Source organism: Bdellovibrio sp. HCB-110, from assembly GCF_047323225.1.
Lineage (GTDB): Bacteria > Bdellovibrionota > Bdellovibrionia > Bdellovibrionales > Bdellovibrionaceae > Bdellovibrio.
The window spans coordinates 1,388,033-1,407,675 of the sequence record NZ_CP178750.1; the positions used below are offsets into that span (position 1 = coordinate 1,388,033).

24 protein-coding genes are annotated in these 19,643 nt (G+C 45.9%); 17 read left to right on the top strand and 7 right to left on the bottom strand.

Annotation, left to right across the window (positions count from 1 at the left end; translation table 11 throughout):
• The first annotated feature begins 1 nt into the window (after position 1).
• The 8 genes from ACL934_RS06595 (at position 2) to ACL934_RS06630 (ending at position 7,708) form a co-directional block, all read left to right on the top strand.
• The gene (locus tag ACL934_RS06595) at positions 2 to 436 is read left to right on the top strand and encodes a DUF6691 family protein (RefSeq protein ID WP_374079041.1); all 435 of its coding nucleotides are present in this window, start codon (positions 2 to 4) and stop codon (positions 434 to 436) included.
• An 11-nt stretch (positions 437 to 447) separates the two neighbouring features.
• Positions 448 to 1,233 (top strand): sulfite exporter TauE/SafE family protein, encoded by a 786-nt coding sequence (locus tag ACL934_RS06600; RefSeq protein ID WP_374079043.1) that lies wholly within the window; start codon positions 448 to 450, stop codon positions 1,231 to 1,233.
• A 47-nt stretch (positions 1,234 to 1,280) separates the two neighbouring features.
• Entirely contained in the window at positions 1,281 to 3,218 is a 1,938-nt protein-coding gene (gene acs / locus ACL934_RS06605; protein WP_374079045.1) for an acetate--CoA ligase, read from the top strand.
• Between the two features lie 35 nt (positions 3,219 to 3,253).
• The gene (locus ACL934_RS06610) at positions 3,254 to 3,778 is read left to right on the top strand and encodes a DUF6580 family putative transport protein (RefSeq protein WP_374079047.1); all 525 of its coding nucleotides are present in this window, start codon (positions 3,254 to 3,256) and stop codon (positions 3,776 to 3,778) included.
• A 49-nt stretch (positions 3,779 to 3,827) separates the two neighbouring features.
• The gene (locus ACL934_RS06615) at positions 3,828 to 4,571 is read left to right on the top strand and encodes a TIGR02147 family protein (protein ID WP_374079050.1); all 744 of its coding nucleotides are present in this window, start codon (positions 3,828 to 3,830) and stop codon (positions 4,569 to 4,571) included.
• A 2-nt stretch (positions 4,572 to 4,573) separates the two neighbouring features.
• Positions 4,574 to 5,839 (top strand): hypothetical protein, encoded by a 1,266-nt coding sequence (locus tag ACL934_RS06620; RefSeq protein ID WP_374079053.1) that lies wholly within the window; start codon positions 4,574 to 4,576, stop codon positions 5,837 to 5,839.
• 40 nt (positions 5,840 to 5,879) lie between these two features.
• Positions 5,880 to 6,968 carry a tRNA-dihydrouridine synthase family protein gene (locus tag ACL934_RS06625; RefSeq protein ID WP_374079056.1) on the top strand — a complete coding sequence of 363 codons (1,089 nt, stop codon included), beginning with the start codon at positions 5,880 to 5,882 and terminating at the stop codon, positions 6,966 to 6,968.
• Between the two features lie 185 nt (positions 6,969 to 7,153).
• Entirely contained in the window at positions 7,154 to 7,708 is a 555-nt protein-coding gene (locus ACL934_RS06630) for a class I SAM-dependent methyltransferase (protein WP_374079060.1), read from the top strand.
• A 6-nt stretch (positions 7,709 to 7,714) separates the two neighbouring features.
• Here the strand turns inward: ACL934_RS06630 and ACL934_RS06635 are convergent, their stop codons facing one another.
• From ACL934_RS06635 to ACL934_RS06645, 3 genes are read right to left on the bottom strand one after another with little or no spacing between them, the layout of a single operon-like run.
• On the bottom strand, positions 7,715 to 8,665 hold the full coding sequence (locus ACL934_RS06635) for a tRNA dihydrouridine synthase (protein ID WP_374079062.1): 951 nt from the start codon (positions 8,663 to 8,665) through the stop codon (positions 7,715 to 7,717).
• Between the two features lie 3 nt (positions 8,666 to 8,668).
• On the bottom strand, positions 8,669 to 9,127 hold the full coding sequence (locus tag ACL934_RS06640) for an EVE domain-containing protein (protein WP_374079065.1): 459 nt from the start codon (positions 9,125 to 9,127) through the stop codon (positions 8,669 to 8,671).
• Positions 9,124 to 9,519 (bottom strand): YchJ family protein, encoded by a 396-nt coding sequence (locus tag ACL934_RS06645; RefSeq protein ID WP_374079067.1) that lies wholly within the window; start codon positions 9,517 to 9,519, stop codon positions 9,124 to 9,126. Before ACL934_RS06645 ends, ACL934_RS06640 begins: the two co-directional genes overlap by 4 nt.
• Before the next feature lie 128 nt (positions 9,520 to 9,647).
• Between ACL934_RS06645 and ACL934_RS06650 the strand changes: the two genes are divergently transcribed.
• Genes ACL934_RS06650 through ACL934_RS06670 form a run of 5 tightly spaced genes read left to right on the top strand, consistent with a single transcriptional unit; the run spans position 9,648 to position 15,285 of the window.
• Positions 9,648 to 10,406: an SDR family NAD(P)-dependent oxidoreductase gene (locus tag ACL934_RS06650; protein ID WP_374079070.1), complete on the top strand. Its 759-nt coding sequence runs from the start codon at positions 9,648 to 9,650 to the stop codon at positions 10,404 to 10,406.
• A 5-nt stretch (positions 10,407 to 10,411) separates the two neighbouring features.
• Entirely contained in the window at positions 10,412 to 11,803 is a 1,392-nt protein-coding gene (gene fumC, locus ACL934_RS06655) for a class II fumarate hydratase (RefSeq protein WP_374079072.1), read from the top strand.
• A 56-nt stretch (positions 11,804 to 11,859) separates the two neighbouring features.
• The gene (locus tag ACL934_RS06660) at positions 11,860 to 12,789 is read left to right on the top strand and encodes a hypothetical protein (protein ID WP_374079074.1); all 930 of its coding nucleotides are present in this window, start codon (positions 11,860 to 11,862) and stop codon (positions 12,787 to 12,789) included.
• Between the two features lie 14 nt (positions 12,790 to 12,803).
• On the top strand, positions 12,804 to 13,244 hold the full coding sequence (locus tag ACL934_RS06665) for a hypothetical protein (RefSeq protein WP_374079077.1): 441 nt from the start codon (positions 12,804 to 12,806) through the stop codon (positions 13,242 to 13,244).
• Positions 13,245 to 13,266: 22 nt separating this feature from the next.
• Positions 13,267 to 15,285 (top strand): ATP-dependent helicase, encoded by a 2,019-nt coding sequence (locus ACL934_RS06670; RefSeq protein ID WP_374079079.1) that lies wholly within the window; start codon positions 13,267 to 13,269, stop codon positions 15,283 to 15,285.
• Between the two features lies 1 nt (position 15,286).
• Here ACL934_RS06670 and ACL934_RS06675 read toward each other — a convergent pair whose 3' ends face one another.
• The 3 genes from ACL934_RS06675 to ACL934_RS06685 form a co-directional block, all read right to left on the bottom strand.
• Complete coding sequence (locus ACL934_RS06675; protein ID WP_374079081.1) at positions 15,287 to 15,808, bottom strand: hypothetical protein; 522 nt, start codon at positions 15,806 to 15,808, stop codon at positions 15,287 to 15,289.
• Between the two features lie 87 nt (positions 15,809 to 15,895).
• The gene (locus ACL934_RS06680; RefSeq protein WP_374079083.1) at positions 15,896 to 16,570 is read right to left on the bottom strand and encodes an RluA family pseudouridine synthase; all 675 of its coding nucleotides are present in this window, start codon (positions 16,568 to 16,570) and stop codon (positions 15,896 to 15,898) included.
• The gene (locus tag ACL934_RS06685) at positions 16,567 to 16,977 is read right to left on the bottom strand and encodes a hypothetical protein (RefSeq protein ID WP_374079085.1); all 411 of its coding nucleotides are present in this window, start codon (positions 16,975 to 16,977) and stop codon (positions 16,567 to 16,569) included. Before ACL934_RS06685 ends, ACL934_RS06680 begins: the two co-directional genes overlap by 4 nt.
• A gap of 120 nt (positions 16,978 to 17,097) precedes the next feature.
• Here ACL934_RS06685 and ACL934_RS06690 point away from each other — a divergent pair, with 120 nt between their 5' ends.
• The 4 genes from ACL934_RS06690 to ACL934_RS06705 all read left to right on the top strand — a co-directional run bounded on the left by ACL934_RS06690 (position 17,098) and on the right by ACL934_RS06705 (position 19,304).
• Positions 17,098 to 17,358: a hypothetical protein gene (locus tag ACL934_RS06690; protein WP_374079087.1), complete on the top strand. Its 261-nt coding sequence runs from the start codon at positions 17,098 to 17,100 to the stop codon at positions 17,356 to 17,358.
• 68 nt (positions 17,359 to 17,426) lie between these two features.
• Positions 17,427 to 18,356 carry a ParA family protein gene (locus tag ACL934_RS06695; RefSeq protein WP_374079090.1) on the top strand — a complete coding sequence of 310 codons (930 nt, stop codon included), beginning with the start codon at positions 17,427 to 17,429 and terminating at the stop codon, positions 18,354 to 18,356.
• A 15-nt stretch (positions 18,357 to 18,371) separates the two neighbouring features.
• Positions 18,372 to 18,974 carry a hypothetical protein gene (locus ACL934_RS06700; protein ID WP_374079092.1) on the top strand — a complete coding sequence of 201 codons (603 nt, stop codon included), beginning with the start codon at positions 18,372 to 18,374 and terminating at the stop codon, positions 18,972 to 18,974.
• Between the two features lie 3 nt (positions 18,975 to 18,977).
• A complete protein-coding gene (locus ACL934_RS06705; protein ID WP_374079095.1) occupies positions 18,978 to 19,304 on the top strand; it encodes a BolA family protein in 327 nt (108 codons plus the stop codon).
• Here the strand turns inward: ACL934_RS06705 and ACL934_RS06710 are convergent, their stop codons facing one another.
• Positions 19,305 to 19,553: a hypothetical protein gene (locus ACL934_RS06710; RefSeq protein ID WP_374079097.1), complete on the bottom strand. Its 249-nt coding sequence runs from the start codon at positions 19,551 to 19,553 to the stop codon at positions 19,305 to 19,307.
• Positions 19,554 to 19,643: the final 90 nt, after the last annotated feature.

The window sequence follows — 19,643 nt, forward strand, 5'->3', positions numbered from 1 at the left end:
AATGAACAGACGGAAAAATCTTCAAGCGCTGACAGCATTCGTTGTGGGATTATTGTTCGCTCTGGGACTTGCCATTTCAGGAATGACTCAGCCACAAAAAGTTTTAGGATTTCTAACAATCGGTTCCGGTTGGGATCCGTCGTTGATGTTTGTGATGTTGGGAGCGATCCCCGTACACGCACTTTCTTATCGTTGGATTCGCGGGAAAAAAAGTCCTCTGTTCGATACCAAATGGCATGTGCCACAAAATAAAGACATCACAATGCCGTTGATTGTGGGAAGTGCCCTGTTTGGCGTGGGCTGGGGACTTGCGGGTTATTGCCCTGGCCCGGCGCTTACATCTTTAGGAGCGGGTGGGGAAAAAGTTTTTTATTTCGTCGCAGCGATGAGCGCAGGAATGCTTCTTTATCGTCTCTATACCAAAGTCACAAGTTAAGGAGAGTTTTTATGGAGCTTATGGGATATTTAGGTGCCGCTTTGATCGGAATATCCTTGGGCCTACTGGGTGGAGGAGGTTCGATTTTATCAGTGCCTCTTTTTGTGTACTTCTTTGCTCTTCCCCCGACACAAGCGACGAGCTATTCACTTTTTGTCGTCGGTGTCGCAAGTGCCGTGGGTTTTGCAAAAGCCTGGAAGGCAGGACAAATTCATTTAAGAGCAGGATTTCTTTTTGCCGTGCCGTCATTTTTAGGCGTTTTATTTATTCGCCGTTTTGTTATGCCACATATTCCAGCAGAAATGGATATTTTGGACTGGAAACTCTCGAAAGAATTTTTGGTGATGAGCAGTTTTGCTGTCGTGATGTTGGCGGCCTCTGTTTCGATGTTGCGACCGCGTAAGGAAAAAGTTCATTCAGAAAAATCAGCTCCGTGGACTTATGCTTTCAAGGCATTTTTGGTCGGTTCCGTGACAGGTTTTGTGGGCGCCGGCGGAGGATTCTTAATAGTTCCGGCTCTCGTCGTCTTAGGGGGCCTCGCAATGAAACACGCAGTGGGTACATCTTTAGGAGTAATTGCGGTGAACTCCCTCTTCGGTTTTGCAAGTGATGTGGTTGCTCATGTGGCGATGGATTTCATTTTCTTGATGAAGGTCACCGTTATTGCTGTTGTGGGGATTTTTATAGGCTCACATTGGGGGAAAAGAACTTCAGAGGCCCAACTAAAACCTGCTTTCGGCCTCTTTGTTCTAATTTTGGGGACAGGAATTTTTGCACAGCAACTTATGAAATTATAAATTTGACCTCACTCTCATAAGGATTACGATTTAAGAGTGAGGTCTATATGCATAAAGATTTATATCCCGTTCCCTCTGAAGTCGCAAAAAACGCACTCATTGACGAAGCAAAATACAAAGAAATGTATGAACGCTCTGTCAAAGATCCGGAAGGTTTTTGGGCAGAGCAAGCGGAGCGCTTAGAGTGGTTTAAAAAATGGGACAAGGTTAAAGAGACGAGTTTCAAAAAGCCCGTCAGCATTAAGTGGTACCAGGGTGGAAAGCTCAACGTCTCTTACAACTGCATTGACCGTCACCTAAAAAAACGTGGCGATAAAGTCGCTCTTTTGTGGGAGCCGGACAATCCTTCTGTTCCCGCAAAAAAAATCACCTACAAGGAACTTCATTCGGAAGTATGCCGTTTTGCCAATGTCCTAAAAAAAATGGGCGTCAAAAAAGGCGACGTTGTTACGATCTACATGCCCATGATTCCAGAAGCGACCTATGCCATGCTTGCCTGCACACGTATTGGCGCCATTCACTCGGTGATCTTCGGTGGTTTCGCTCCGGACTCTATCGCAGATCGTATCAATGACGGGGAATCCAAATTCGTGATCACGGCGGATGCTGGTTATCGCGGAAGCAAGCTGATCGCGCTTAAAGAAAATATCGACAAAGCTTTAGTGAAAGCGCCGATTGCTAAAAAAATTCTCGTCGTTAAATACGCCGAAAATAAAATCGAAATGCAAAAAGATCGCGATTTCTGGTATCACGACATGGTCAAAGATGTGAATGATCAGTGCGAACCAGAACAAATGGATGCGGAAGACCCTCTTTTCATTCTGTACACTTCAGGCTCTACAGGAAAACCTAAAGGTGTCTTGCATACCACAGGCGGATATCTTGTTTTCGCCAGCATGACTCACGAATATGTTTTTGATATTCACGAAAACGATGTTTATTGGTGCACGGCGGATGTGGGCTGGGTGACTGGACACAGTTACGTCGTTTACGGACCTCTGGCGAATGGCGCGACTTCTATTTTATTTGAAGGTGTTCCAAACTATCCAACGCCATCTCGTTTCTGGGAAGTGGTTGATAAGCACAAAGTTTCTGTTTTCTATTCTTCTCCCACGGCGATTCGTTCTTTGATGCGAGAAGGGGATGCTCCCGTTAAAAAAACGTCGCGCAAATCTTTGCGTATTTTGGGATCTGTCGGTGAGCCGATCAATCCCGAAGCATGGGTTTGGTATCATGATGTGGTCGGCGACAATCGTTGTCCTATCGTGGATACATGGTGGCAGACAGAGACGGGCGGTATTTTAATCACGCCACTTCCAGGGGCGACGGCTTTGAAACCGGGCTCTGCGACTCAACCATTCTTTGGTGTTCAGCCAAAACTTTTGACGAACGAAGGAAAAGAAATTTCTGGAGCCGGTGAAGGCGTTCTTGCAATTTCAGATTCGTGGCCGGGACAGATGCGCTCTGTATATCGTGATCACAAACGGTTTGAAGAAACTTATTTCTCTACATACCCGGGATACTACTTCACGGGAGACGGCTGTCGTCGTGATGATGACGGTTATTATTGGATCACAGGTCGTGTGGATGACGTGATCAACGTTTCCGGACATCGTTTGGGAACAGCAGAAATCGAGTCGGCTCTGGTTTCAAATTCCAAAGTCGCTGAGGCTGCGGTCGTGGGATATCCTCACGATATTAAGGGCCAAGGAATATATGCCTTCGTGACACTGAAGTCCGGAGAAAATCCATCCGAAGAACTCCGCAAAGAGCTTATCCAGTGGGTCCGTAAAGAGATCGGCCCGATTGCGACGCCAGATTTGATTCAGTGGGCTCCGCGCCTTCCTAAAACCCGTTCCGGAAAAATCATGCGCAGAATCTTAAGGAAAATCGCGGAAAATCACCCGGATCAGTTGGGGGATACGACGACCTTGTCCGAGCCAGGAGTCGTCCAAGAACTGGTGGACAATAGAATGAATCGATGATAATTTTGCCACCTTGCGCTAAAGGGGATAAGACTATGACACAATTGATGACTTTGGTTTTGATGGTACTTGCAGCGGCATTCAGTCGTTTGGTTCCTCATCCGTGGAATTTCACAGCGATTGGTGCGATGGCGCTTTTCGGAGGAGCTTATTTCCCTTCTAAAAAGCAGTCTTTGATCATTCCTTTGGCGGCTTTGCTTTTAAGCGATTTGGTTTTGGGCCTTCACGCGACAATGGCTTTCGTTTACATCGGCTTTACGGCCATTGTTCTTTTGGGTTGGACTTTGCGTGAGCATAAAAGTGTTGTGCGCATCGGAACTCTTTCTTTGGTGACAAGCTCTCTCTTCTTCCTCATCTCCAATTTCGGAGTGTGGGTGATGGAAGGCATGTATGCTCCAACATGGGCAGGATTGGTTCAATGCTACGTGGCTGCGATTCCATTCTTTGACAACCAAATTTACGGAGACCTTTTCTTTTCGGCTCTTTTATTTGGTGGCTATGAAGCAGTAAAATATTTTGCACCGGATTTTGTCGGTATTTCGAAGCAGAAGAACGTTTAACTGATTTAAATTTTTGACACCTCCTGGAAGTCGAACTACGACTTCCGCCATGTCCAGATCGTCCGAATTTTTGCTCGCACAGTTTAATCAGCGCAAGGCTAAGAATCCTCGCTATTCTCAGCGAGCGTTCGCACGTCTTTTGGGAATCAATCCCGGTCGCGTCACCCAATATTTTGGAGGCGAAAGGCCGATCACGAAAATTGCTGCCCAGAAAATGGCGGAAAAACTGGGGCTTGATAAAGAACAACAGGCTTATTTTTTGTATCTCGCGGAAGTAGATAAAAAATCCCGCAGTACCATAGACCCACGTGTTCTGCGCGATGATGAATTGGCTCTTATTGTTGAGTGGTATCACTTCGCGGTTCTTTCTTTGGTTTCTACAAAAGATTTCCGTTTGGATTCAGAATGGATCGGCAAACGCTTGGGAATTCCAAACTCTATTGTTGAGTCGTCTTTGCAACGTCTCGAGCGTCTTGAGTTTATCAAGATTGAAGAGGGCAAAGTTCATTTGGCAAAAGGACCTATTACGACTTCTTCCGATATTCCGAACGAGTTTCTGCGCTTGTCTCATCAGGATTCTCTAAGATACATCGTCGACAATGTTGCGACAGTTCCCGTCGAAAAAAGAGATCTTTCTTCCATCACTTTAGCGGTGGATGAAAAGAAACTTCCCGAAGCAAAACAAATGATCCGTACGTTCCGTCGTAAATTGGCAAACTTCATGTCTCAAGGAAAGAAGAACCAAGTTTACATGATCAACGTTCAACTTTTCCCGCTTTCGAAAGAGAAATAACAATGAAACAACTCATCGCTTTGCTTTTTCTTTTCCCCTGTCTTTCATTTGCTAGCGGCGGAGACTGGTACGAAAAGGGCAATGGCGGTTTTGTTTTGATGTGCGGGCCGGGGCAGTTGCAGGTTTTTGATCTCTATGAAGCCCAAGTCCGTTATAGAATGCAGTTTGATCCAAAGTCTCTGGCAAGTTTAGATGAGCGCGTTCAATACCTGCTTTCTAAATTTGAAAAACACAATGCCAGTCGCGCGGTTCTTTATCGAAAATGGTATCGAGAATTTTTTGTTGAGGCCGAGTTTATTTCTAACGCCAAGTTCAATCCTATCGGCGACATCGGTTTTGGATACATTCCAAAGAATTGTTCTTTAGAGCAAGTGATCTTTCAAAGAGCGCCGAGTATTTTAAATTATTATAGATATGCGATTAACAAAGATATCTGGGATTCTTTGAACGTAGAAAATCAGGCCGCTTTAGTTCTGCATGAACTCATCTATCGTGAGCTGACTCTGCCACCGAATAGTCATGAAAGTTCTGAAGCTGCTCGTTATTTCAATGCGCTTTTGAGTTCCACAAGGTTTCAATACCTAACCTATGGCCAATATATTTCTACTCTGCAAGAACTGCGTTTCACGAAAGCCGATTATCAGGATGTGAAGATCATACTTGGAGAAAAAAGAGTCGGCGGAGGTTGGGCGCAGTGGGATCTTGAGTTTTACGATGAGGCCCATCTTAAATCCGCGATTCTTGATAATGTTCAGAGTTTGCGACGTGGAAAATTTATTTACGACAGTCGCTGTATCGTCGACGACTTGGCGCAAGGAAGTGTTGCGTACTTCCATCCCCAAGGACAGTTGAAGCTCTTGGCTATTCGGCAAGTTTCGCCGGATGCTTGTAGCTTGCCTTATTATGATTATGAAAATGGAGAGACAAAGATCCGTTTGCAGGGATCACAGTGGCAGTTTAATGAAAAAGGGCAGCTGTTGACCATGGGAGGGAATTACACCTTCAATAACCCGGTTCAACGCTATTTCCATTTCAATGGATTTACCTTTGAGTTTTTCGCGCGCCCTCAGTCTATCGTTCCGGTCTTGTTTGATTTTGATGGCAAAGGCCGCATTGTGCAAATGATGCTGGGTACGATGGCCTGTTTTGACCCAAGGAGGAGTGTCGTCATGCTCAGCGTGGGCCCTTCCTTTGAGGCTCTGGGCATTTTATTCTCTTCTGAGCATCTCGAAGACGAGATAAAGGCTCTGAAAGCCTGCTCACCTTAAACCCATTGCCAGAAAAAGTCCTTCCGGGTAGAAGAGTCCCATGGCATTGGACTCTTTGGGCACTCATTCAAAAAAACTAGGACTTCATAGACCCATTTTAAATGGGAAAGTGAATTTTCCTCTTTGCTTAGCCCCCATGGTGGGACTTACCCACGTGGCTTTGCGCGAAGTGATGCGTGAGTACCTTCCACAAAATGCTTATACCATTTGGCCTACAGAGATGCTGAACTCCCGCCGTATTCCTGGCGAAAACTTAGAAAAAACTCCTGAAACGATGCGCGCCTCCCACGAAACGGGACTTGTGCCGCAGATTTTAGGAAATGAAGAAGACGCCATTGCAGAAAGTGTGAAACGTCTTATTGAGTGGGGAGCTGAAGCTATCGACATCAACATGGGTTGTCCCGTGCAAAAAGCTTTGAAGCACAATTACGGTGTGGCATTGATGGGTGATCCTCAATACGCCGCTGAAGTTGTGCGAATGACCGTCAAAAATTCGTCGATCCCTGTCAGTGTTAAATTGCGCGCCGTCGGTAGCACCAAGGAATTTGACGAGCTTTTAAGTTTTGTTTCAGGTCTTAGAAATTCCGGAGCAAGTTGGGTGTGTTTGCATCCAAGAACGGCGGCACAAAAACGCCGTGGCTCTGCGGATTGGGAACAGATCAAACAGCTTCACAAGGCCGTTGATTTTCCCGTGATCGGAAATGGCGATATTCAAACTTCTGAAGATGCGATCATGATGTTGCAAGAAACTGGTTGCGACATGGCGATGGCAGGACGTGGTCTTGCCGCTCGTCCGTGGATGATGTGGCAATTGGGTGAAGATCTTGGCTTTGCACCACCTCAAGGTAAAGAAGGTCTTAAAGCGCCACGCACCTCAGAAGAAGAAGGGGCTGAGTATGGAAAGTGTTTACTGAAACTCATTGAACGTTCCCGTCATTATTTTGGCGAAGATCTTGCGATGAGAAAAGTACGCTTCTATGTCAGAACGACGAGTGTGTGGTTGCCCTTCGGGAATACTCTCGTGGGGATTTGTGCGAAAGCGAAAAGCACGGAAGAAATGTCCGTCGGTGTTTTGAAATTTTTTGAGGGCTCTGTTGATATGAGCCCCCGCACCGAACTTCGTCAATAAGGACGCGGATTCTTTTTGTACATTAAAACTTTAGTTATAATCTTTTTGACTTAGGGCCAACGGGGAGACAAGGTTTCTGTAAGATGAACTGTTTACTCTGCCAAGCCTCACATTCAGCGCCTTTTAAAGTGGAGAAAAAGCCCGAGCGGAGCTATTTCCATTGTGCAGAGTGCGATCTGATTTTTATGAACCCTGCAGAGCGTCTGAGTCCTCAGGAAGAAAAGGCTCGCTACGACAATCACGAAAATCAGGGGAGTGCAGGACATCTGGCTTTTTTAGAGCCCTTAGTGAAAGACATCGACGATTATTTTAAATCCGCCGGTCTTGTGCGCTCGCAACTTTCAACCTTGGATTTCGGTTGCGGACCGAAACCTTCTTTGTCGGTGTTGTTTGATATGAAGGGATACAAAACTTTTAACTACGATTTGTTCTATCATCCCGATCAAGACCAGCTTCGTCGCACCTATCATCTGGTGACCAGCACGGAAGTGTGGGAACATCTTCATAATCCAAGACAAGAAATTGAAAAGTTGCTCCGACTATTAAAGTCAGGTGGACTTTTAGGTGTTATGACATCGGCTCATCGCGGTGAGGCTGCTTTTCATGATTGGTATTATCGCCGAGACCTTACGCATGTGGTGTTCTTCTCTGAGAAAACCATGGAGTGGATTGCAAAATCCTTTAAGCTCCAAGTTTTAAAATCAAAAAGTCCTTATTGGATTTTTCAAAAGATGTTCTAAGAATAATTAAAAACAAATACGTTCTAGGTTTTCTTTAAATTCCGCAGGCTTTTTAATAATCTTTATTTCGTCAAAGACCTGCTTGGCCTCTGCATTTTTCAAAGACAGCGCTTTTAACCACTGCTTCGTGCGGGAAACCGCAAAGTAGTCGTTGATGTAAAGGGTGCTCGCTTCAAAAAATTGCGGAAGCAAAGGTTTGGCTTTGGGCCACGACATTTCTTCGACAGGTTCTTGCGCAAGACTTTGTTTGATCTGTTTAAAGATAAACGGATTGCTCATCACTCCGCGGCCGATCATATAGTCTTCACATTTTGTTACTTCTACGCAGCGATGAAAGTCAGAGACATTCCAGATTTCTCCATTCGCGACAATGCGGATTTTTGTGTGTTCCTTAATGCGCGGAATCCATTCCCAGTAAGCAGGTGGTTTATAACCATCTGTTTTTGTGCGGCAGTGAACCGTAAGCCACGTGGCATTGGCGGCTTCCACTGCTTGAGCAATCTCAATACATTTTGTCGGATCGTCGAATCCCAGACGAATTTTTGCCGTCACAGGAATTTCAGCAGGGATGGCCTTGCGAACTGTATCGACAATTGTAAAAACACGATCACAGGATTTTAGAAGACTCGCGCCACCATCGTGACGGTTCACGGTTTTTGCGGGACAACCAAAATTAAGATCAATCCCTAAGGCGCCAAGTTTCACAGCTCTTTGCGCATTGAGCGCCAAAGGTTCGGCATGACCGCCAAGAAGTTGGACAAAAACAGGTGTGCCCCAACGCGTGCGTGAATTGGTTTTAAGCTCCGGACAGTTTTTATAGAAAACACTTTCAGGATGCAGGCGATCAGTGACACGCAAAAACTCTGTCACACATTGGTCAATACCACCAATGCGCGTGAGAGTATCACGCATCACCCAATCAACCACACCTTCCATCGGAGCCAAAAACAGTTTCATGAACTACAGGCCGCCCATTTTTTTGACGATGTCGAAATGCTTTTTGTCGACAGGCTGAACAGACAGGCGAGAACCTTTTTGCAAAACAACCATGTCAGAAAGTTTTTCGTTGTCGCGAAGGTCTGAAAGACTCACAAGATTTTTAAATTTGCTGACGAATTCCACCTCAACGCAGAACCAGATCGGTTTTTCTTTCGTGGCTTTCGCGTCAAAGTATTCTGATTTTTTATCGAACTGAGTTTTGTCAGGAAAAGCGATTTTAGAAACTTTCGCAACACCCGCAACACCTGGTGGTTCGGCGTTAGAATGATAGAACAAAACCAGGTCGCCTAGCTCCATATCTTTCATCATAAAGTTGCGAGCTTGATAATTGCGAACGCCTTCCCAGGGAGTCGTCTTGTCTTTGCTCAGTTTATCAATTGAATAAACATCCGGTTCGGATTTCATGAGCCAATATTTCATTTTTTGTTCTCCGCCTTGATTTTTCCAGATTTAAAAAACCACTCTCCCGCTTGTTTGCGAAAAGTGCTCACTTCATGATGAACATACTCTTCATCATCGACTGAATAGAAGGCTTTAAACTCCACCGTGCCTTTGGTGCCTTTTTCTTCGGCGCGAACGATTTCAAGCTTGAGGAATTTTGCTCTCTCGGCCCATTCTTTATTGGCCTCGTCATCAATCAAGTCCAGAGTTTGCGGATCCGTCGTGTCACGCAAGTACTGCATTTGATTTTTAGCAAACGCCGAATAACGGGAACGCATTAAAGCCTCTGCCGTGGGGGCCAAAGCTTTTCCCGAATGATAAACGCCGCAACACTCAACATAAGATTTTTCAGAACCACATGGACATTTCATAGGCCGCGAACCTACCAGAATTCCGGCTCAGGAGGTACGCCGTACCTTTCTGTATTGCAGAGCATTATTGGGGAGCTAGATACCCATCGGGGGAGGGGGCTGCTATCGTCTTAGTTTGAGGTGAAAATATGGCGAAATGGGCTTTAATCACGGGAGCCACATCAGGCATCGGCTGGGCGACGTCTTTGGCGTTGGCAGGACAAGGTTTTTCGATTTTAGCGACGGGCCGTCGTTTTGAAAAACTTCAAGAACTCGAAAAATCCATCAAAAGCAAATATCCCGCTGTTTCGGTGAAGCTCGCCCCATTTGATATTTCAGATCGTTTTGAAGTGAGTGAGTTTTTAAAAGCGCACACCGCGGAATTAGCAGGCGTCGAAGTTCTGGTGAACAACGCCGGGCTTGCAAAGGGAACAGATAAAATGCAAGACGCCTCTTTGGATGATTGGGAGTCGATGATCGACACCAACATCAAAGGTCTGCTCTTCATGACCCGCGGAGTGGTTGAGCACATGGTTCGCAAAAACTCAGGACACATTGTGAATCTGGGTTCCGTTGCCGGTCGCTGGACTTATCCAGGTGGTGGCGTTTACTGCGCAACAAAGTTTGCAGTGCGAGCTCTTTCAGAAGGTCTGCGCATGGATCTTTTAGGAAGTAAAATTCGTGTGACGAATATCGAACCAGGCATGGTCAGCACGGAATTTTCATTCGTGCGTTTTAACGATCAAGAAAAAGCCGATAAAGTCTATGAAGGTATGACGCCTTTGGAAGCTAGCGACATCGCCGAAACCATTGCGTGGTGTGTAGCACGTCCGGCTCACGTGAATATTCAAGAACTTGTTATTTATCCAACGGATCAGGCCCACGTAGGCCAAGTCGCTCGAAAGTAGGAAAAATGGCACAGCAAGGATTTCGTACAGAGAAAGACACGATGGGTGAGGTGATGGTTCCCGCAGATAAATTCTGGGGAGCCCAAACTCAAAGATCCACGCAGAATTTCCGTATTGGTGGAGACCGCTTTCCTCGCGAGATGATTCGCGCATTAGGAATCTTAAAAAAATGTGCGGCTTTGACCAATCATAGCCTGGGCTTGTTAGATCAAAAGAAAACTGACGTGATTGTAAAAGCCGCTGATGAAGTGATCGCCGGAAAACTGGATGGACACTTTCCTCTGGTCGTGTGGCAGACAGGTTCGGGCACACAAACCAATATGAATGCCAACGAAGTGATTGCGAATCGCGCGATGGATATTATGGGTGTCACGTTACCCAGCAAAGACATTCATCCCAACGATGACGTCAATCGCGGTCAGTCTTCCAACGACACATTTCCGACAGCGATGCACATCGCCGTTGCGGAGCAAATTGATCATCGCCTTATTCCGATGATGGAAAAACTTCGCAAGGCTCTTGAACTCAAGCAAAATGAATTCAAAGACATCGTCAAAATCGGTCGCACGCATTTGATGGATGCAACACCGCTCACCTTAGGACAGGAATTTTCAGGCTACACGATGCAAATGAAACACTCTGTACAAAGAGTGAAAAACACATTGCCTCATCTTTATGAATTGGCTTTAGGTGGCACGGCGGTAGGGACGGGATTGAACACGCATCCGCAGTTTGCTGAAGCGGCTGCAAAAGCGATCGCTCACGAAACGAAACTTCCTTTTGTATCAGCAGAAAATAAATTTGAAGCTTTGGCGACCCACGACGCTCTTGTTGAAGTCAGCGGCGCTTTAAACTCTGTGGCTGTGTCCCTCATGAAGATTGCTAACGACATTCGTTTGCTCGGATCAGGACCTCGTTGCGGTATCGGTGAGTTGAACCTTCCTGAAAATGAGCCAGGCAGCTCGATCATGCCGGGAAAGGTGAATCCCACTCAAAGTGAAGCTATGACTATGGTCTGTGCTCAAGTCATGGGAAATCATGTGGCGGTGAGTATCGGGGGCGCGACCGGGCATTTTGAGCTCAATGTCTTTAAGCCTTTGATCGTTTTTAACGTTTTAAACTCCATTCGCCTTCTCGCGGATGCATGTGAGTCCTTCACGGAACACTGTGTGGCGGGGATTGAAGCAAACACAAAACAGATTAAAAAGCACCTCGACAACTCTTTGATGTTGGTAACTGCGCTGAATCCTCACATTGGCTACGATAATGCCGCTAAAATTGCGAAAACTGCCCATAAAAATGGCACAACACTGCGCGAAGAAGCCATCAATCTTGGACTCCTTTCTGGCGAAGAATTTGATAAGATAGTAAAACCTAATGAAATGATAGGCCGGTAGGCGCGTCTGGCGCACAGAGTGCAGCGGGCTTGCCCGCGGAACTGGAGTAGTAGTAGATGAATCCTTTGTTGGCAAAAGCGAGCTGGATGGAGCGCGATGATATTCGCCCTTATGTGTTCGTTCGTCCAGAAAATCAAATCGCGTTGCCAGGCTCCGTTCATCGTTTGGACTGGTTTCAAAAAGAACCGATCTTCAAAGATCCTCTCGATATCGATCAAATCTCTTTTGCAGATCGTATTTACTCCATCGAAGAGCGTGCGTTTGGTCCTTCCAATATGGCCATGCCTCGTTGGGTGTTTTATGATTGTGCGGTCATGCCGGGTTTTGTTGCGGGCTTTGCCGCAAAACCTTCTGCTCTTACCAAAGAGATGCGTGCGGTTCTAGATCCTAAAAAATACCCAGCTACAAATTCTCCCATTAAAACTTCCGGTGTTCTTAAAGAAGTGACGTCCTTGGATGACATGGAGTGGGTTCCCCTTTCTTTGTTTATTATCATTCCGACAATGCACCGCGGGGAGTGGGTGGCGCACAATTTATGCTCTATCAACTCGTTGCTTCCAGACGGTGGCCTTTACGGTCTTGGATTTCTCTCGAAAGCCTTTGGATTGTGGTACGCTAACGTGGAACAATGTTCAGGGATGACTCAGTGGGGAAGTCCGGCGTTGAAGCTGCATTCTCACTATGGCCACTTGGAAGTGATTGGTGCCTATGCTCCGGTTCACTCTCATGCAAAGACCATCACGTACCGTGTGCAAGTGAACACCAACTGCTGGGAAAAGTTTTTTAATAAACAACCCGATCTCGCGTTCTTGGAAAACTACGGACCGACAGGGACGTACATTGATCCGAAGAATGAAGAGAGCATGCTGGATTTTCAAAAGCGCATTGAGCGCAGCGAAGGTCCCTTCTATTTGAGCGCAAGTGAAATTGGCCAAAAGAAGTTAGATGAAAAATTGATGATTTATAATTTGAAACAACAATACTAGATAGGAAGAACCAAATGTCGATGAATACCCTGCCCCCTGTCGCGAAGTCTTTTTTTGCATTCTGTAAGAAGTGTGATGCTGACAGATACCACGTCGTTTTAGCGCACACATCTTCGACTTCGGCGAAAATCAAATGCGAAATCTGCGGATCGCAAAAGACATATTCTCTTCCGAAAGCGCAAACTCGCACTGGCAAACCATTGACGGGAGCGGCGGCGAAAAAACGTGAACAGACAATGAACTCACGCAAATCCAGCCATCGCAACGAATACGAAATGTTGATGTCGAATGAAGGTGCTCCAACAGCGTCTTACAATATGAAGGCGAAGTTTGAAAAGAACACGAAACTTCAACATCCTAAATTCGGTATGGGTTTCATCAAAGACGCGATGTCTGACAAAATCGAAGTGGTTTTCGAAGACGAAGTGCGCACATTGATCCACAACAGAGTATAGTTCTTTATTTAAACGAGATTTCATGGATTGGCTTAAAGGGTTGAACCCCGAGCAGCAGAAGGCCGTAAAACATAATTACGGCCCTTTGCTTATTTTGGCTGGAGCGGGTTCAGGTAAAACAACGGTTCTTGTTTCAAGAACAGGGCGCTTGATTTCTGAAAGAGTCGCACAGGCTCAAGAGATCTGCGTGCTAACGTTCACAAACAAGGCCGCGCGTGAGTTAAAACACCGCGTGGGAGCAAAGCTTGGAAATACGGGAAAAGGTCTCTGGGCAGGGACTTTTCATTCTTTCGGGCTGCAAATTCTGCGTCGTTTTCACAAGCACGCCAATCTGTCTCCGTACTTTGGAATCGTCGATCAAAGTGACTGTAATTCCATTTTAAAAGACCTTATCAAAGACATTAAAAATTCCGGCAAAGATAAATTCGACGTCGATAAAATCCTGGCGATGATCAATGATCGTCGTACGGGCCTTGCTGTGCAAAACGAAGCTTTCGATGAATACCATGAGATGGTGGAAGTCTTGGCTCCAAAATTTGCAAAACGTCTGGAACATCTGGGCGTGGTCGACTTTGAAGGGCTTTTGATCAAGCCTTTGCAGTTGTTTAAAGAACATCCAGATATCTTAGAAAAAGTCCAAGGCTCTTTCAGCCAAGTGATGGTGGATGAGTTTCAAGACACCAACCGCATGCAAATGGATCTGATTGCTCAGATCGTGAAGTCACATAACAACCTGACGGTAGTGGGTGACGACGACCAGTCGATTTACGGCTGGCGTGGCGCGGAAGTTAAAAATATTCTGAACTTCCCGCAAGAGTTTAAAAACTGCGAAGTGATTAAGCTTGAAAGAAACTATCGTTCGTCAGCGGAAATCTTGGCGGTGGCGAATGCGGCGATCTCCAAAAATAAAAATCGTCACGGAAAAATCCTGCGTTCACAGGCGGCTCAAGATACGGGTGAATTGCCAGAGCTGTTTGTTTTGGACAGGGAAGAAGACGAATGTGAATTTGTCGTCTCTGAAATCCTGAATTTCCAACGTCAGGGATTTAAGTATAAAGATTTTGCGATTCTCTATCGCTCGAACACGCAAGGAGGCTTGATTGAGTCCTCTTTGCGTCGTGCGAACATGCCTTACAATATCTCGGGCGGTACTTCGATCTTTGACCGACGTGAGATCAAAGATTTGATGGCGTATTTAAAGCAGTCTTTGGCACCCAATGAAGTGTCCCTTCGTCGTATTATCAACGTGCCTTCGCGCGGTATTGGTGACACGACAATTGAAAAGCTCAGCGAATTTGCACTCAAAAAAAGAATCAACTTTGTCGATGCCTGCCGTTTCTGGAAAGAAGCCGAAGTGCAAGACAAAGCCGGGGAGTCGATTGATAATCTGATGAAGTTTATCGAAGACCTTCCGAAAAACATTCTTGATTTCCAAGTGGGCTCCTCGCCGGGAGCTAAGATGGTCCAAATCTTTCAAGAGATTGGCTATCGCGAATACGTCTACGGGACGGCCGCAGATCCCACGAGTGCTGAAAAGAAATGGATGGTCGTTGAGATCTTTGGGCGTATTCTAGATTCCTATTTGGGACGCAGATCTTACGACATCGAAAATATCAAATCGTTCATCGACTCCATGCTTTTGCGTGACGATATGTCGCAAGAGGAAGAAGAGCCGAACAAAATTCAGCTGATGACTTTGCATGCGTCAAAAGGTCTTGAATTCCCAGTGGTGATTTTGGCGGGGCTTGAGGAAGATCTTTTGCCTCATAAAAACCTAGGCTCTGATATCGATGAAGAACGCCGATTGTTCTATGTCGGTGTCACTCGCGCGAAGAAACGTCTGGTGATGTCACGCTGTCAGCAAAGGAAGAAAAACGGGGCTGTTCGTCCTGTAACTCCGTCGCGTTTCTTGCTGGAGCTTCCGAAGGAACTCTACAAAGAGTATCCATTGGGTGCGCGCCCGGTTGTGGGCCAAGAGCGTGATGATCTAGTCGCAAACTTTCTATCTAAATTAGAAAGTCAAATCGGAACAAAAAAGTAAGTTAAGGTTTTTCATTTTCACCGAGGCATCCAAAGGAATCGCACGGCCTTTTGCTGGTGCGTTTCATAGAGCCTGCGATATGAGTGACTTTGTTGCCACTTAGTTGTGCAATGGAAAGAATGATTTCGCCCTCTTCTTTTAAATCAATGGTCACTTTGCCGACATTCTCCCGGGTCAGGTAAAAGCCATCACTCCCAATGGCTCCTGCTGGTAGCGATGTTTTAATCTCAATCAGGGTATTTTTTTGAATGCGGTGGGGATCGAAGACGGCGCCATAAAAGGAATCTCCGATAGAATAACCCATTTGCAGATAAAACCGATCTGCGATGATGTTGACGCGCATTTCAGCTTTGCAGGCAACAACGGAGTCTACGGTGCAGCGGCCTTCCCAGTTGCCAATGAAGTCACCTGGAGCACCGTCGTAATTATGGGGTAGCTCGGCAGGAGGTTGGTCAACAGGAGAAACACTCTTGGCAGAGTCTGAGTTCTGGCAACCCAGAACAATCAATAAAAGAAATTGCACCGCAAGTGTTCTCATCGAGTTGATTATCGCGCGGTGCCGTTCGCCCCAGAAGGGAATCGTGGGGCTTCTGCAAACTAACAAAACCCTTTATTTGAAAAGCTCTCGAAAATCTTCGGGCATGGGTGTTTCAAAAGTTTGAGTGCGTCCTCCGATAGGAAGACTCAAACGGAAGGCGTGCAAATACATACGATCGGTTTTGTAGATTTGCGCCATCTTGTCATTGTACTTTGGATCTCCGTAACGGGTGTCGCCGACAATCGCATGTTTTGCCAAAGCTGCGTGTTTACGAATTTGATGTTGTCGTCCCGTGAGGAGGCGTAATTCCACTAGCGAGAAATACTTGTTGGAATCCAAAACGCGATAGAGCGTTTTGGCCTCTACACGGTCCTTAAGAAGTCCTTGAGGATTTTTACGACCTTCGGCTTTGTCAGAAATTGGAAAGGCCCACTCTTGCCATTCCTCTGAAACATCCATGCCACCGCGAAGAACGGCATAATACATTTTTTCCGCTTTGTGATTTTGAAATTGTTCAGACAGGTTGGCAGCGGCCTCTTGTTCGGTGGCAACAACTAAAATTCCACTGGTCTCTTTGTCCAAGCGATGAACCGGATAGATGTCGTGGAAAGTTCCTGGATGCAGTTGTTTTTTAAGGAGGCTGCGAACATCGCCCGCTTCGTTGTGCACGGAAATTCCTGGTGGTTTGTTGATGATAAGCCAGTTTTTAGATTTTTCGATAACGGGGAGTTTGCTCGCGGGTTTCATTCACATTCCTTCAGAATTTCCTGGATGGGTTCGACAGCTAGATCTTGCGTCGTCAGATCACTGGAAAAAAGCTTTCTCTCTTTACGAGAGACTGCCAAAGAATGCACGGAAATTAAGACAAGAAGGTTAAAGAAGAAGCCCACCCAACTTAAAAATAGGAAAAAAGTACCCATTAGCAGGATGTTCTTCTCGTAAGACTTTAGATCTTGCTCTTCCTTTCCCTCGCGAAACGGCTCCATATCCGAGCGTGACTCACGCCAAATCAGTCCGACTTTTTGCAAATTCTTTTGAAGCTGGCGGTAGGGGGCCGATTTGACTTTTTTCCGATTCAACCAAATTTGCAGTCCCGTGATCGCGGCGGAGGGAATCCAACCGACAACATAGGCTGCTGCCATTTCGGGAGCCATAGATGTCCTTTCATAAGGTCGATTTAGCTTAGGCCCGATTGTGATTCTTAGCAAGATGGGGACGGTCCAATTTGTTCAGCGACGGGAGCAGGGCACAATAGAGGGATATTTGAGGTGCGTATGAATCCAGCCATCCATGAGTTTTTAGACTTCCTCGATAAAGAAGACGACACGGACTATGGAGATTTTAAAAGGGAGGTGGATCTTCACCTGCGCAGGCTGATCGAATCGTTGCGCCCCCTCACTCCTGAACAAATCTGGCAGTTTCGCAAAATGCGCGAGCAATTGCTCTGGTCGTATAAGTTCGACATCGAGGAAATGAGATCCATCATCAAGGATGAGGTCCAGCATCTGGAAGATTTTAGTCCTCCAGAGCTATGATAACTCTCTGCGCTGTTCTTGCGCTTAAGGGGTCCTCTATGTACGCTCTAGGGCAAGAGGAGATTCTTATGTCGACATTGGCGCAGCAGGAATTTTGCATCACCCTCAGTGATTTGGCTTCTTTTATTGAAGTTCCTCCCAGCGAAATTAAAAAGAAGGCCGAAGCGACTCTCAAAAAAAAGATCAAATCTCCTTGGCTTTTGCCAGAGGAAGTTCGTTCCGTTTTGCTAGCGCAAGGTTATAAGTATCCGCAAAAAGTGATTTCCATTCAGATGCTCAAAGGGGGCGTTGCTAAGACGACGTCTGTTTTAAACATGGGCCTTCGCGCAGCGATGTATGGCGCGCGTGTTCTTTTCATCGACATGGATCAACAAGCCAACTTAAGCTTTGCTTTGGGCGTGGAGGATGAATCTCTTCCGGTGTGGGTGGATATTGCTGAAAAACGCAAAAGCATTGAAGAGTGCGTGTGTTTTGTCGAGCCCCATGTGGATTTGATTCCCTCTTCTTTGAATAACTCGGTCTTAGATCGGGTTTTGATGAATTCGAACCGTAACTGGGCTCAGGTTGTTAAAGGACCTTTGGAGAAAATCAGACATCGTTATGATCTTATTTTGATCGACACAGCTCCGGCGCTGAGTGCCGTGAATACCGCTGTCACGGTGGCTTCTGACGAAGTGATTTTGCCAGTGAATCCAGATAAATTCGCTTTCTTGGGACTGCAAAAGAATTTGTTGGAGCTAGACGATATCAAGCGGGATTTTGACTTGGATTTTACAAAGAAGATTCTTTTCACTAAGTTCGATGGTCGTGAGAATACGAGCCATGAACTTTTACAGAAGTGCATCGAATCTTTTGAGGATTCACTGATGAAGGGTTATATTAGAACTTCTTCTGAAGTAAAAAACACTGTGCGATCTGGCAAAAGTCTTTTTGCTGGAAAATCGCCGGTGAAAGCTGACTATGATTTTGTGACTCGTGAAATGTTAGGATTTGCATAGCTTAAGAGGTTTATTATGCCAGAGATCAAAAATTACGACGGAAAAAAGAAACATCACTCTTCAAAAGCTCACCACGCGAAAGGATCTCATGCGACGAAGCATCCTCATAAGCGTCGTCCGCATCACGAAACTCAGAATGAAGAGATGGAAGATATTATGGCAGACATGGAAGAAACTCGTGTTGCCACTGAACAAACGATGGATGAGGCAGAAGCCATCAACACGGAAGCTCAGAATGAAGGCGTGCATGATGTCTATGTTGATGATGAAGTTAAGGCTGAATCAGAAATGATCGCTGAAGGTGGACCCGCTTATGGCGACGAGCCTTCTGAGCACCATCATTCGCAAAAGACTCATTTGGAGTTTTACGGCAGTGAATTGATCCGCCAAAAGGCTCCTAAGGTCATGGAATTGGCAGACACAGTAGCTGACGAGTGGAAACACGATGGCCAATTTGAAGGACTTCCTGTTGGCAATCCCATTGCGCAAATGGCGGCGGCGAAAGCTCTACGCACAGCTAAAGATGTAGAAAAGAAACTGGAAGAAAAAGGTGTCATCGCCATGGCGAAAATGGGCATTGATTTCGTTAAATCAAAAATTGAAAAGAAAAATCACTAGTTCATGTCTCGCGCTTCCCGATTGAATGAAATTTTAAAGCAGGCTCTTGTTCCTCTTCATATGGAGATCGAAAACGAGAGCCACATGCACTCTGTTCCTCCGGGAAGCGAAACGCATTTCAAAGTTTTAGTGGTTTCTGCCGCATTTGAAGGCAAATCACGCATTGATCGTCAAAGAATGATCAATGATCTTCTCAAAGAAGAACTGAAAAACGGTCTTCATGCGCTCACGCAAAAGACCCTGACACCTGCAGAGTGGGAAAAACAAAAAGCCACGCTACAGTTCGAATCACCCGAATGCCTGGGTGGAAGTAAGCACGATAAAAAGTAATTATTCGCCGAATTCTTTAAGTTTGGATTTAAGCTCGCCCAGAAGTCTTTTGACTTCCTGCAGCTGCTCTTCTTCAGGGGAAAGCTTGTTGCTCATTTGCTCCGTGAGTACATCCCAAGTATCCAAAGCCTGCTTGAGGTCTTGGTTCAGACTTCCAAACACGGACTTCCGCGAGGATTCTTTCTTTTCGGTGTTAACCGAAGAGTCTGGAATAGGGTTTTGTTGTCTCTCTAAGATGCCGTCACTCATTCGCTAATTAGTTCTGCTTATTTTTTCTACCAAAAGTGCTTCGTGCACAGGGGCAGATAGTGTTATAACACTTCCTTTTACAGGAGAGGA